Genomic DNA, 12,335 nt, shown 5'->3' with positions numbered 1-12,335 from the left:
AAAAGGGTCTACTCTACATGGACCCAGCCTTCGCCGAGCGCAATGATCAGGCGGCCATAAAAGCGTTTTCAATCACTTCTACGCGACCCAGCTCATCCACCAATGCGAGGTCAAACCGCACGTCTGTTAATTGCCCACGCGGTTGTGTCGCCAAAAATTCGGACCCGGCACCATAAATACGGTCCATTTGTTCGGGGGTAAGTCGCGTAGCGGCTTGCGCATGACTGCGGCTTTTCTTCACTTCGATGAAGACCACGCCGTCACCGTCTTGCGCAATAAGGTCGATTTCACCGCAGGACCCGCGCCAACGTTTCGCCAAAACCGGACGGCCACTGCGTGCATACCGCTGCGCAACGATTTCTTCTGCTGCAACGCCGGCATGATACGCTGTTAAGCCACGTCTTTGTTTGGTTTTCATGCCCCGTCTTTCAAGCTGAGAGCCAGTTGATAAACATCACGCCGCGCCATTCCCGTAGCACCAGCAACAGCCGTTGCTGCGTCTTTGACCCGCATCGTTTGCATGGCAGACAATAGCGCTTCTTTCACGTCATCCTCATTCAGTTCTGCAACCTCGCCGCGGTCGAGTAACACAACGATTTCGCCTTTTAGCGAACGCCCATCGAGTTGCTCCGACAAATCAGAGGGTGTTCCTGTAAGGACCTCTTCAAACTTCTTGGTCAGCTCGCGGCATATCACAACCTTACGATTGTCCCCCAACACCTCGCGCAAATCATTTAACATTGCGTGAATCCGTTTCGGCGACTCGTATAGAACCACGGTTGCCTGCAAATCTTTAAGACCTTCAAGTGCTGTGCGGCGCGCGCCAGAGCTGTTGGACAAAAATCCTGCAAAATGAAACGCATCACTCGGAAGGCCCGAGACCGTGAGCGCAGCCAAGACCGCTGATGCACCAGGGGCCGTTGTCAGTGGCAGATCGGCTTCGCGCATATCTGCGGCCAGTTTATACCCCGGATCGGCAACAAGTGGCGTGCCTGCTTCAGAAACATATGCGACTGATTTTCCCTCTCGAACAGCCGCGAGTAATCGGTCACGTACAGGAGCTTGCGAATGATCATGATAAGCCACCATCGGACGTTTGCCCGCAGAAATTCCGTGAATTTCCATCAACTTACGCGTGCTTCGCGTGTCTTCAGCTGCGATCACATCGGCGCTCGCCAATATATCGAGCGTGCGCAAAGTGATGTCACGGGCGTTGCCAATTGGCACGGCGCATAAGTAAAGTCCGGCCGATAGGGGAACTGTGCGATGATTCATACCTAGACCCTCACGATGTGCGCTTTATGATACGCGCCAAGATGCTGCGGCACGTTGCCCGCCGCCAAGAGGAAGTGAGATAGTCCATGTCAGCCCGTTTGCCCAGCCACACCGCCGCCCTACGTCCGATAGCGGCTCGAATCTTTGCCTTTACCGCACTTGCGTTTTTGGCAGCATGTGACCTCGCCATTCCTGGCGCTGGGGGTAATTCAGGCCAACAAATCGACCCTGATGCGCCTGTTCAAGTCGCGTTGCTCGTCCCTGGTGGCACAGGTGAAGCTGAAGCGAGCGCGATTGCAGCGAGCATTGAAAACGCCGCACGTTTGGCGATCTCAGACCTGAACGGTGTCGAAATTGACCTGCGCGTTTACAACACAGCCCGCGACCCTGGGCAGGCAAGCCAGATGGCTGCGACTGCGATTGCTGAGGGTGCGAAAATTATCCTTGGGCCACTAGATGCGGCCAGTGCGAATGCGGTTGGCGTAACAGTAGCACCTGCAAACGTTAACGTTTTGGCGTTCTCAAATAACCCTGCGATCGCGGGTGGTAACGTGTTTGTTCTTGGGAACACATTTGGCAACGTCTCTGACCGTTTGGTCAGCTATGCAGGCACGCAGGGCATCAACCAATTCATGATTGTTCATCAGGACGATCTGGCCGGTGCGGTTGGTCGCGATTCGATTGCGACATCCATCCGTTCTGCAGGTGGCACGGTGTCCGGTGTTGAAGCATACCCGTTCAGCCAAGAAGGCATTTTCGCCCGTGCACCGGCGATTGCCGCAGCAACAAACGCGAGCGGCGCGCAGGCAGTATTCGTAACCGACAACGTGGCTGGTGGTTTGCCCATCTTGGCGACGTCCTTGGATGATCAGGGCCTTAACCCTTCCAACACGCCGTTCGTCGGCATCACGCGTTGGGACGCAGCGCCACAAGCTGCAACGCTTCCTGGTTTGCAGGGTGGTTTGTTTGCTATGGCGAATGCAGGCCGCGAAGCTGCGTTCCGCAATCGCTATGAAGCAGCATACGGTTCTGCGCCTCACCCGCTCGCCAGCATCGCCTACGACGGTATCGCCGCAATTGGTGCGCTGGCTGCAACAGGTGATCGCAGTGCACTTACTGCGGGGTCTCTAACCCGTTCGGCTGGTTTCGCTGGAGCGACAGGTATCTTCCGTTTGCGTCCAGATGGAACCAATCAACGTGCACTTGCTGTTGCGCGGATCGTGAACAACCAAGTTTCGATCGTCGATCCTGCACCGCAATCTTTCGGACGCGGTGGATCCTGATCTGACCTTCGATCCAAACCAACTGCCGGTCCCTGAGGACCTTATTTGCGCCGCGGAAGATATTCTCGACCGCGGTGCTTTGCGTGCGGCAATCAACGCGGCAATTGCGAACTGTGGAACAGGTGGCGGCGAACGTCGCAAGGCCGTTGTCCCAATCCTCAAGGACGCATTTAGCTTAGGGCGAAAGCGGATTGCGGAAGCGTTCCTTGCCTCGCCATTTGAATCCGTTCCGACCACGCAGGCCTATGCTTGGCTGACGGATGCAATCGTCATTGAAGTCTTCGTGCTGGCGAGGACACATTTGCACCCCCTCGCCAACCCAACAGAAGCGGAACGTCTTTCGCTGATCGCCGTTGGCGGGTCCGGCCGCGGTGAAATGGCCCCCCATTCTGACGTCGATTTGCTGTTCCTCGCCCCCTACAAGCTGACACCGTGGTCCGAGAGCCTGATCGAATCCATGCTCTATATCCTTTGGGATCTGAAGCTGAAGGTTGGCCATGCCAGCCGTACCGTCAAAGACTGTTTGCGCCTCGCGCGCGAAGATTACACGATCCGCACAAGCCTTGTTGAAGAACGCTTTTTGGTCGGCGATGCGGCCCTAGCCACTGAGCTGACCGAGCGTCTACGAACTGAACTGTTCGCGTCCACAATTCCCGATTTCATTGAAGCCAAACTAACCGAGCGCGAAGAGCGCCACCGCAAGCAAGGCGGTCAGCGCTATATGGTTGAGCCGAATGTGAAAGAAGGCAAAGGCGGACTGCGCGATTTGCAGTCGCTTTACTGGATCGGCAAATACATTCACGGCGTGAAAAACGCCGCCGAATTGGTGAATTTCAAGGTCTTCACACAAGACGAATATGAAGAATTCAAAGCCGCCCACGAGTTTCTTTGGGCGGTGCGCTGTCATCTGCATTTGCTAACTGGGCGCGCGATGGACCAGCTGACGTTCGACATGCAGGTCGAGGTCGCGGACCGCATGCACTACAAGGATCGCGGTGGGCGTCGCGCTGTTGAACACTTCATGCAGGACTATTTCCGCTTTGCCACCGATGTTGGCGAGTTGACCCGCATTTTCCTCGTCGCACAGGAAGAAGCGATGCTGAAAGCGGAGCCTATGTTGCTGCGCCTGTTCAATCGCACCAAGAAGGCAAAGGCGCCTTATGCGATCAAACAGAACCGCCTGACCGTCGCAGAACCCGAAGCCTTCCTTCAAGACAAGTTAAACCTGCTACGCATCTTTGAGGAAGCCCTGCGTACAGGTACGTTAATCCACTCCGATGCAATGCGCCTTATCAAGGCCAACCTGTATTTGATCGACGATGGAATGCGTGCCGACAAAGAGGCCCAGCGCATCTTCCTTGATTTGATGCTGAAGCACGGCAATCCGGAACGCGCGTTGCGACGCATGAATGAGCTTGGCGTTTTGGGCGCATTCATTCCAGAATTCGAAGCTATCGTCGCGATGATGCAGTTCAATATGTATCACCACTACACGGTGGACGAACACACGATCCAAACCATCAGCCACCTGTCCAAAATCGAACGCGCGGAATTGGACGAAGAGCTGCCCGTTTCTGCCTCTATTCTTAAAGGCGGTATCAACCGTAAGGTTCTTTACGTCGCGCTGTTGTTGCATGACATCGGTAAGGGCCGCGATGAGGATCACTCGATCCTTGGGGCGAAAATCGCCCGCACCGTTGCGCCGCGCCTTGGGCTTTCCAAGAAGGACGCTGAAACCGTTGAATGGCTCGTGCGCAATCACTTACTGATGTCAGACATGGCGCAAAAGCGTGACATTGCCGACCCGCGCACCGTGCGGGGCTTTGCCAAGGCGGTGAAAACCAAAGAACGTCTTGATCTGCTGTGCGTGCTGACGGTGTGTGACATTCGCGGTGTTGGCCCTGACACATGGAATAACTGGAAGGCCGTGCTGATCCGCGGGCTTTATCGCCAAACACGGTTCGCGCTTGAGAACGGCATGGAGGCCCTTAACCGCGAAGAGCGTGGCACAGAGGCGCGTAAAAACTTGCGCGCTGCCCTTCCGGATTGGCCAGAAAAGAAACTTCGTGCTGAAGTCGCACGCCATTATCCCCCCTATTGGCAAGGTCTGCACGTGACAGCACACGTCGATTTTGCCAATTTGCTGGCTGGGGTCGGCACAGACGAAGTGCGCATCAACCTAACGCCAGACGATGACCGTGATGCGACACGGGTATGCTTTGCAATGGCCGACCACCCCGGTATTTTCAGCCGCATGTGCGGGGCGTTGTCCCTGTCGGGCGCGAACGTGGTGGATGCTCGTACGTTTACCACAAAAGACGGCTTCGCAACTGCAGCCTTCTGGGTACAAGACAGCGACGGCCACCCCTATGAGGAAGCCCGCCTACCACGTCTGCGCAAAGTCATCGAACGCACGCTACACGGCGATATCGTCCCGCGGGATGCACTGGCCGACAAAGGCAAACTCAAGAAACGCGAAAAGGCGTTTCGGGTTCCGACCTCTATCACTTTTGATAACGAAGGCTCCGAAATTTACACAATCATCGAAGTCGACACCCGCGATCGCCTTGGCCTGCTGCACGATCTGACACGCACGCTCGCCAACGCAAACGTCTACATCTCAAGCGCGGTCATCGCGACCTATGGTGAGCAAGTCGTCGACACCTTCTATGTCAAAGACATGTTTGGCCTAAAATTCCACGCCGAAAGCAAACGCAACGCCCTGGAACGCAAACTACGCGAGGCCATTGTGCAAGGCGTTGAACGGGCGGATGTTTGAGGTAAGGGAAAGCCCGTTGTGCGGACAGCGCTGCCGTTAGAGCAAACCACTATTGCCGCGTTTCCGCCACAATTTGACCTTTGCTGAACGTTTTTCTGCCCGACTTGAAGGTTACAGACGTGAATAACGAAACCAATTGAGGTCAATGTTATGAGCGCACTGCTGGCGGAAAACATGTACGGTAAATACTCTGTTCCAGAAAACTTGGAGCATCGACCGGCGGTCCGATTAGTAACGGCAGGTAAAGTTTATGAGCCCAAAACTATAAGCTTCATGGCGAAGAACGCTGGTGACGGCGATGTGATTCACGCTGGTACATTTTTTGGCGACTTTCTGCCTGGAGTTTCGGCGGGTTTAGCATCCGGCAGAAAAGTCTGGGCGTTTGAACCAAACCCAAACTCTTTTCAAAATGCGGCCGAGACTTGCAAGCTGAACAAACTGGAAAACGTTGAGATTCAGAACCACGCGCTGTCTTCCAGAACCGGCTCGATCCTTTTTCGAACTCATGATGAAAACGGCAATCCAATGGGCGGGCATAGCCATTTTGTCGATGAAATGTCCGAAGGTGTTCAGGAAGTGTCCTCGATCCGTTTGGATGATGCTGTGCCGTTTGACCGTAAGGTTTCGGTGTTGCAACTTGACGTCGAAGGTCATGAACGTGACGCTCTCATGGGAGCACGCGGAATCATCGACAAATGGAAACCCATCTTGATTTTAGAGGATTTCGAACGTCCCCGCTGGATTCGGAGACAATTCGGACATCACGGTTACAGACTCGTCGGCCGCTTACACGCTAACCGCGTGTTTGCCACGAGCGACATTAAGCTGCACTAATTCCAGCAGTGTAGCCTAGTCTTTCACGGTGAGCATTCCGAGGCAGATTCCGACGAAAATTGCCTTCTAAAAGCAACACTCTTCCCCGAATTTGACTTTCGCTGCTTCGCAGAAAATCGGTAATATGGTCTCAAAGCGGATGCTGCCTGTTCTTGATACTTACGATAATCCGTCGGTGACGTGGTGCGCCACGTTTTCACGCTAGGCCACGATTGGCTCGCGATCAGGTTTTGCACGACTTCTCATTAGAAATTGGACACGGTAGGCGCTAGACTATTTGTGACGCAATGAGGGCGCGAAATGGCACTGACGCGAGACATTCATTCTATGCCTGCTTTTGTCGCTGAAGCTTTGGCCGCGCGTGGCCTTCGGTCTGCGTTTGATGCACGCCCTCCCTATCAGCAAAACGACTGGACTGGCTGGATCGCGGGGGCCAAGCGCGAGGACACACAGCAACGTCGCTTGGAAAAGATGCTTTCAGAGCTTGCAGCGGGCCATGGCTACATGGGAATGGAGTGGCACCCAAAGCCGAATAAGGAAGACTGACTTGAAACCGATCCGCCTTATCTCTGGCTTTTTGACTGTTGGTGTCTGGACGCTGCTAAGCCGCGTTCTTGGATTTGTGCGCGACATTCTGATCGCGGGCTTTCTGGGCGCTGGCCCCGTCGCCGAAGCGTTCCTTATTGCTTTTGCTCTTCCCAATATGTTCCGCCGCTTCTTTGCTGAAGGCGCGTTCAACATGGCCTTTGTGCCGATGTTTTCAAAGAAGCTGGAAAAAGGCGACGACCCTGTTGGGTTCGCTCGTGATGCGTTTGCGGGGTTGGCGACGATCCTAATTGTTTTAACGGTGATCGCCCAAGTGATCATGCCGTGGCTGGTGCTGGCGATGGCTGGTGGTTTTGCCGCAGACGGGCGGTTGGATTTGGCCGTGGGTTACGGGCGCATTACCTTTATCTATATCCTGTTCATCTCATTGGCGGCCCTTGCGTCTGGTGTTTTGAATGCTTCAGGTCGGTTCGCTGCTGCGGCGGCGGCACCTGTTTTGTTGAACATTGTCCTTATTACCGCCGTCTGGCTCAGCAGTGCTGGGTGCAAGTGCTCGCCGGAAGAACTGCAGGCATGGACTGGCATGTTCCTTGCATGGGGCGTGCCAATAGCAGGTGTCGCGCAACTGGCGCTGGTCTGGTGGGCCGCGCACCGTGCTGGATTTACGTTACTACCCCGCCTGCCGCGCATGACGCCCGAGATCAAACGCCTCGCGATTATCGCCACGCCTGCGATGCTGGCGGGCGGTGTGGTGCAGGTCAACCTGTTGGTTGGCCGCCAAGTCGCAAGTTTTTATGACGGCGCGATTGCGTGGCTGTCATATGCGGATCGTCTGTATCAATTGCCGCTGGGCGTTGTGGCGATTGCATTGGGTGTGGTTTTGCTTCCTGACCTCAGCCGCCGCCTTGCTGCGGGTGATGATGATGGCGGACGCGATGCGTATAACCGTGCGTCCGAACTCGCGCTGGCGCTGACTATTCCTGCCGCCGTGGCACTGATCGTGATCCCTGTGCCGCTGGTCGAAGTGCTCTTTATGCGCGGGGCTTTTACGTCTGATGATGCTGCAGCCACAGCTCTTGCGGTGATGGTTTACGGTGCTGGCCTGCCAGCATTCGTGCTGCAAAAGGCGCTTCAACCGCTCTATTTCGCGCGTGGAGACACCAAACGTCCGTTTTATTTTGCCGCTGTTGCGATGGTGGTGAATGCAGTCGTCGCGATTGGGTTGTCGTTCTATGTCGGGTATATCGCGGCGGCCATTGCCACCACGCTCGCGGGTTGGGTCATGGTTTGGCAGTTGTGGCGCGGGAGCCGTTCTATGGGCGATGCCGCAAAGTTTGATGCGCGCTTCAAAAGCCGCTTCTGGCGGATTGTGCTGTCATCCGTTCTGATGGGGGCCGTGTTGTTGGGCGCAGTGTTGCTGGTTGGCCCTGCCCTTGGAATGGCGACCATCCGCTATTTCGCATTGGCAGTCGTCGTGTTCATCGGGATCGCAAGCTACTTCGGTATAGGCCACTTGATGGGCGCGTTCAGACTGTCCGAATTCAAGGCAGCAATGCGCCGCGGCTGATGGATTTGAGTATTTAAGAGCCAAAGAAGCTGGAAAGAGTCAGGTTCCAGCCCAGAGAAGTTCTATTCGCAAGCCACCAGGTTCGGCGAACATCATGTGTTGGCGCGGACCGCTGCCCATTGGTTCGGGCATGAATTCAATGGTGACGCCACGCGTTTGGGCAAGCGTCGCGGCGAGGGAATTTAGGGTTTCTTCATCGGCGACCTCAAGCGCGAGGTGGTGCAAACCCAACCCGGTTTTGCGGTCAAACGGTTCAGGCGTGTCTGTTTGCACTTGCCACAACGTTAGGCGCAATGATCCGTCGGTGACAGTGGTACGCGGATAGCTTTCATCACGTGCAGTTACATCCCAACCCAACACATCCACAAAGAAGTCGGTTGTTTGGTCAAGGTCGCGCACCGTGAGGCCGAGGTGATTAAGGCCCTGTGTTTTTGCCATGATCAATCTCGCTGACGGATGCGGTGCAGGAAGGCAGCCCAACCACCAGGTGCAAGAAGCGGGGCGATGAACAGACCAACGAGGAAGCCCGCGACTTCGGCGATCCAAGTTGGGGACGAGCCGAAAATCATTGAGTAAACGAGCAGAAGGCCAAGCAAGATACCGATCAGCGTGAACGCTTTATACTGGTTGTCCCCCATGCGCCCGAGCGTGAGCCACATCAGATAGGTATAAGCCCCGATCAGCCCATAAACGCCCGGGTAGGCCCCAATGAGCTGTGTGTTTTGCCACGAAAGGACTCCGTAAACGGCTGCACCAAATATTGAGCACACGAAAAACAGGATAAGAAACGCGGTCGCGCTGAAGATTTCGCCAACGAATTTCCCGAGCGCAAGAAGTAGTACGCAGGCCCAAAGCGCGTGCGTGAAATTGGAGTGTACAAACGGGTAGGTTACGAAGCGCTTATAATAGTCAAACGAACCGCGGCCGCGCTCAAACACTTCGGTCATGATCTCAGGGTAGAACTGTATCTCTCCAAAGACGGCGGATCGCCAGCCGACCCCTTGTGCGTCACCTATCATCCCATTGCCGGCCGCACTCAGCGTGAGTTCAACACCTGCAATGATCAGAACCAGTATCAACGGCACGAATGGGACGGCGTTAAACGGGTTTTCGGCTTGGTCAGTGTCGTGCATCGGGCGGTCCATTCGGTTGACGGCGTACAGGGGCATGGGTAAGCGGTTGTGAAACCGAAATCCAGCTTTGGAACGCATCATGACCGAAACCACTTTCACACCGCGCGTCTTTTCCGGCATCAAACCATCCGGTGGTTTGACGCTTGGCAACTATCTGGGTGCGATCAAACGTTGGGTCGACATGCAAAGCAGCGACATGGAAAGCATCTATTGCGCGGTGGATTTACACGCGATCACCGTGTGGCAGGACCCTGAGGCGTTGAAAAACGGCACGCGCGAACTGGCGGCGGGGATGCTGGCGTCTGGCATTGATCCTGAACAGTCCATCTTGTTCAACCAATCCCAAGTCCCAGAGCACGCGCAACTTGCGTGGATTTTCAATTGCGTCGCCCGTGTCGGCTGGATGAACCGCATGACGCAGTTCAAGGACAAGGCTGGTAAGAATGCCGAGAAAGCATCGCTTGGACTGTACGCTTACCCATCCCTAATGGCCGCGGATATTTTGATGTATCACGCGACACACGTGCCTGTTGGCGAAGACCAAAAGCAGCACGTTGAACTGACCCGCGACATCGCCAACAAATTTAACAATGACTTTGGCGTCGATTTCTTTCCTGTGACCGAACCTGTGATCGAAGGACCGGGTATGCGGGTGATGAACCTGCGTGACGGCACCAAGAAGATGTCCAAGTCTGGCGAAAGCGACATGGAGCGTATCAACATGCTTGATGACGCGGATAAGATTGCCAAGAAGTTCAAGAAGGCAAAGTCAGACCCTGAAGGGTTGCCTGAAACCGTTGAAGGACTTGAAGGACGACCTGAGGCCAAGAACCTCGTCGATATTTATGCGGGCTTGAATGACATGACGCCGGAAACGGTGATCGCGGAATATGCAGGTGCACAGTGGGGCAAATTCAAACCGGCATTGGCAGATCTGGCCGTTGCAAAGCTCGCGCCGATCTCAGACGAGATGAAGCGCCTAATGGATGATCCTGCCGAGATTGACCGCAAACTGGCACGTGGCGCTGAAAAGGCGCGCGCGATTGCGACGCCTATCTTGGAGAAGACCTACGATATCGTTGGGTTGCTGCGTTCCTGATCTGAAAGCTGGCCATTTGGCTACTGCAGATATGGATTGCGCGTTTGTGCGCACTCCTGCACACTCTGCGTGTTGAATGGAGACAAAGATGCGCAAGTTCCTCGTGATCCTTGATGATAGCCGCGAATGCCTAAACGCTATGCGGTATGCTGCAATGCGCGCTGCCAAAACCGGTGGCGGTGTTGAGGTTCTTTCCATTATTCCACCAGACGAATTCAACCACTGGATCGGCGTGGCAGACGTGATGCGTGCGGAAACCCGTGAACGTATCGAAGTGCATTTCGAAGTTTTCGCTAAATGGATGCGTGACAAACAGAACGTCGACCCTGAGCTGGTGATCCGTGAAGGTGTGCCTGTGACAGAGATCCTTTCGCAAATCGACGAAGACCCCGAAGTTGGTGTTTTGGTGCTGGGTGCTGCGACGGACAAAAAGGGGCCCGGCCCCCTTATCACGGCAATGACGAAACAAGCGGGGTCTTTGCCGATCCCGATGACGATTGTTCCGGGTGATATGTCCAAAGAACGGCTTGAGGCGATCAGCTAAGCCGAAACTTCGCGCGCTCTATCTTAAAACGCGGCAATCTTCCGTTAAAAACTCACGTAAGTTGGGGCAGTTTTGCTTGTTCAGAACCTGTGTTCGCGAACATCGCCTGAAGATTCGCGTGGATGCGCCCGCAAACGCATCGCAATTACATTTCAGAACCCCCTGATTTAGCGCCGTTTTAATCACTCAAACGGGAGCGGCTTGAAACATCCGCCGCTCACTTTTTTGCGTTCACGCTGTGCCTGTGAGGTTTTGAAACATTCGTTTGTGGAATGCTGCACCGTTCGCTCAAGCCTTTGGTGCGCACTTGCACAGAACACCCCTTTAAGAGGCCAATTCAGCGTTGCAAGTCCGAAAGGGCATCACTCGATCCCATTTTTTCGTGATGGCTGTGAGGGTTTTCGAAAGGCGTTTTTGGCCCCAACTTCATCTCATCGAAACGCAGAACATCACTGCAACGACAAATACAAACCTGCCCCTCGTATCAAACATACGACCGGCGAAACCCACCGCCCCAACTGGGCACTTGAAAGGAAATACCATGTTTAAGACAGCAACTCTCGCAATCGCAGCAATCGCAGCTTCCGCAACTATCGCATCTGCAAACATCAACGATTTGTCCAACTTCGCAATGGAGCAGGACCGCGGCAACCAAGTTGAACTTGGTCTGGTTCGTGCAACTGGTGACGGCGTCGTCGAAGTCTACACATACCACAAAGACGAAATCGGTGAATTGATCGGCTCCACAAATGTCCACGCTGGTGCAAACCTAGACGTTGACGTGCAAATCCCACGCACTGGTGTTGATGCCATCGCAATCCTGAAAGTGAACGGCCAAACCGTCGACACACAGGAAATCGATTTCAACTAAGTCCTCTTTCCGCTTCTCCCAAAGCTAACAAAACTAATCCGCCCATGATGGGCTCTTGAAAGGAAATACCATGTTTAAGACAGCAACTCTCGCAATCGCAGCAATCGCAGCTTCCGCAACTATCGCATCTGCAAACATCAACGATTTGTCCAACTTCGCAATGGAGCAGGACCGCGGCAACCAAGTTGAGCTTGGCCTAGTTCGTGCAACTGGTGACGGCGTCGTCGAAGTCTACACATACCACAAAGATGAAATCGGCACGCTTCTGGGCTCCACAAACGTCCACGCTGGTGCAAACACAAACGTTGACGTGCAAATCCCACGCACTGGTGTTGATGCCATCGCAATCCTGAAAGTGAACGGCCAGACCGTCGACACACAGGAAATCGACTTCAACTAATACG

13 protein-coding genes are annotated in these 12,335 nt (G+C 54.6%); 9 read left to right on the top strand and 4 right to left on the bottom strand.

Annotation, left to right across the window (positions count from 1 at the left end; translation table 11 throughout):
* Window positions 1-46: 46 nt before the first annotated feature.
* Window positions 47-418, bottom strand: a complete 372-nt coding sequence (locus OSB_RS02545) for a YraN family protein (RefSeq protein ID WP_049833506.1) — start codon at window positions 416-418, stop codon at window positions 47-49.
* The gene (gene rsmI / locus OSB_RS02540) at window positions 415-1,275 is read right to left on the bottom strand and encodes a 16S rRNA (cytidine(1402)-2'-O)-methyltransferase (protein ID WP_049833505.1); all 861 of its coding nucleotides are present in this window, start codon (window positions 1,273-1,275) and stop codon (window positions 415-417) included. Before rsmI ends, OSB_RS02545 begins: the two co-directional genes overlap by 4 nt.
* Window positions 1,276-1,361: 86 nt before the next feature.
* Between rsmI and OSB_RS02535 the strand changes: the two genes are divergently transcribed.
* The 5 genes from OSB_RS02535 (at window position 1,362) to murJ (ending at window position 8,284) form a co-directional block, all read left to right on the top strand.
* Window positions 1,362-2,558: a penicillin-binding protein activator gene (locus tag OSB_RS02535; protein ID WP_049833504.1), complete on the top strand. Its 1,197-nt coding sequence runs from the start codon at window positions 1,362-1,364 to the stop codon at window positions 2,556-2,558.
* Window positions 2,548-5,337, top strand: coding sequence for a [protein-PII] uridylyltransferase (locus tag OSB_RS02530; protein WP_049833503.1), 2,790 nt, complete (start codon window positions 2,548-2,550; stop codon window positions 5,335-5,337). Before OSB_RS02535 ends, OSB_RS02530 begins: the two co-directional genes overlap by 11 nt.
* A 150-nt stretch (window positions 5,338-5,487) precedes the next feature.
* Window positions 5,488-6,171 (top strand): FkbM family methyltransferase, encoded by a 684-nt coding sequence (locus OSB_RS02525; protein ID WP_049833502.1) that lies wholly within the window; start codon window positions 5,488-5,490, stop codon window positions 6,169-6,171.
* 300 nt (window positions 6,172-6,471) lie between these two features.
* A complete protein-coding gene (locus OSB_RS02520; protein ID WP_049833501.1) occupies window positions 6,472-6,717 on the top strand; it encodes a YdeI/OmpD-associated family protein in 246 nt (81 codons plus the stop codon).
* A gap of 1 nt (window position 6,718) precedes the next feature.
* Window positions 6,719-8,284: a murein biosynthesis integral membrane protein MurJ gene (murJ, locus tag OSB_RS02515; protein ID WP_049833500.1), complete on the top strand. Its 1,566-nt coding sequence runs from the start codon at window positions 6,719-6,721 to the stop codon at window positions 8,282-8,284.
* Between the two features lie 39 nt (window positions 8,285-8,323).
* Here the strand turns inward: murJ and OSB_RS02510 are convergent, their stop codons facing one another.
* Together OSB_RS02510 and OSB_RS02505 are read right to left on the bottom strand one after the other, a co-directional pair.
* Window positions 8,324-8,722 (bottom strand): VOC family protein, encoded by a 399-nt coding sequence (locus OSB_RS02510; protein WP_049833499.1) that lies wholly within the window; start codon window positions 8,720-8,722, stop codon window positions 8,324-8,326.
* 2 nt (window positions 8,723-8,724) lie between these two features.
* Window positions 8,725-9,417 (bottom strand): rhomboid family intramembrane serine protease, encoded by a 693-nt coding sequence (locus tag OSB_RS02505; RefSeq protein WP_234967337.1) that lies wholly within the window; start codon window positions 9,415-9,417, stop codon window positions 8,725-8,727.
* Between the two features lie 79 nt (window positions 9,418-9,496).
* On the opposite strand from OSB_RS02505, the gene trpS reads away from it, so the two are divergent.
* The 4 genes from trpS (at window position 9,497) to OSB_RS02485 (ending at window position 12,331) form a co-directional block, all read left to right on the top strand.
* The gene (gene trpS, locus OSB_RS02500) at window positions 9,497-10,516 is read left to right on the top strand and encodes a tryptophan--tRNA ligase (RefSeq protein ID WP_049833498.1); all 1,020 of its coding nucleotides are present in this window, start codon (window positions 9,497-9,499) and stop codon (window positions 10,514-10,516) included.
* A gap of 88 nt (window positions 10,517-10,604) precedes the next feature.
* Window positions 10,605-11,060: a universal stress protein gene (locus OSB_RS02495; RefSeq protein WP_049833497.1), complete on the top strand. Its 456-nt coding sequence runs from the start codon at window positions 10,605-10,607 to the stop codon at window positions 11,058-11,060.
* Between the two features lie 541 nt (window positions 11,061-11,601).
* Entirely contained in the window at window positions 11,602-11,931 is a 330-nt protein-coding gene (locus OSB_RS02490) for a hypothetical protein (RefSeq protein WP_049833496.1), read from the top strand.
* Window positions 11,932-12,001: 70 nt separating this feature from the next.
* Window positions 12,002-12,331 carry a hypothetical protein gene (locus OSB_RS02485; protein ID WP_049833495.1) on the top strand — a complete coding sequence of 110 codons (330 nt, stop codon included), beginning with the start codon at window positions 12,002-12,004 and terminating at the stop codon, window positions 12,329-12,331.
* Window positions 12,332-12,335 lie beyond the last annotated feature (4 nt).

Origin of the sequence: Octadecabacter temperatus (genome assembly GCF_001187845.1) — a bacterium.
GTDB classification, from domain to species: domain Bacteria; phylum Pseudomonadota; class Alphaproteobacteria; order Rhodobacterales; family Rhodobacteraceae; genus Octadecabacter; species Octadecabacter temperatus.
This window is presented reverse-complemented; position numbering and strand designations above follow the sequence as displayed.

What these genes read in the sequence shown, in the direction of transcription:
- OSB_RS02490 (WP_049833496.1), top strand. Translation starts at nt 11,602, where the DNA reads ATGTTTAAGACAGCAACTCTCGCAATCGCAGCAATCGCAGCTTCCGCA.
- OSB_RS02525 (WP_049833502.1), top strand. Translation starts at nt 5,488, where the DNA reads ATGAGCGCACTGCTGGCGGAAAACATGTACGGTAAATACTCTGTTCCA.
- OSB_RS02545 (WP_049833506.1), bottom strand. Translation starts at nt 418, where the DNA reads ATGAAAACCAAACAAAGACGTGGCTTAACAGCGTATCATGCCGGCGTT.
- OSB_RS02510 (WP_049833499.1), bottom strand. Translation starts at nt 8,722, where the DNA reads ATGGCAAAAACACAGGGCCTTAATCACCTCGGCCTCACGGTGCGCGAC.
- rsmI (WP_049833505.1), bottom strand. Translation starts at nt 1,275, where the DNA reads ATGAATCATCGCACAGTTCCCCTATCGGCCGGACTTTACTTATGCGCC.
- OSB_RS02505 (WP_234967337.1), bottom strand. Translation starts at nt 9,417, where the DNA reads ATGCACGACACTGACCAAGCCGAAAACCCGTTTAACGCCGTCCCATTC.
- OSB_RS02495 (WP_049833497.1), top strand. Translation starts at nt 10,605, where the DNA reads ATGCGCAAGTTCCTCGTGATCCTTGATGATAGCCGCGAATGCCTAAAC.
- OSB_RS02520 (WP_049833501.1), top strand. Translation starts at nt 6,472, where the DNA reads ATGGCACTGACGCGAGACATTCATTCTATGCCTGCTTTTGTCGCTGAA.
- OSB_RS02535 (WP_049833504.1), top strand. Translation starts at nt 1,362, where the DNA reads ATGTCAGCCCGTTTGCCCAGCCACACCGCCGCCCTACGTCCGATAGCG.
- trpS (WP_049833498.1), top strand. Translation starts at nt 9,497, where the DNA reads ATGACCGAAACCACTTTCACACCGCGCGTCTTTTCCGGCATCAAACCA.
- OSB_RS02485 (WP_049833495.1), top strand. Translation starts at nt 12,002, where the DNA reads ATGTTTAAGACAGCAACTCTCGCAATCGCAGCAATCGCAGCTTCCGCA.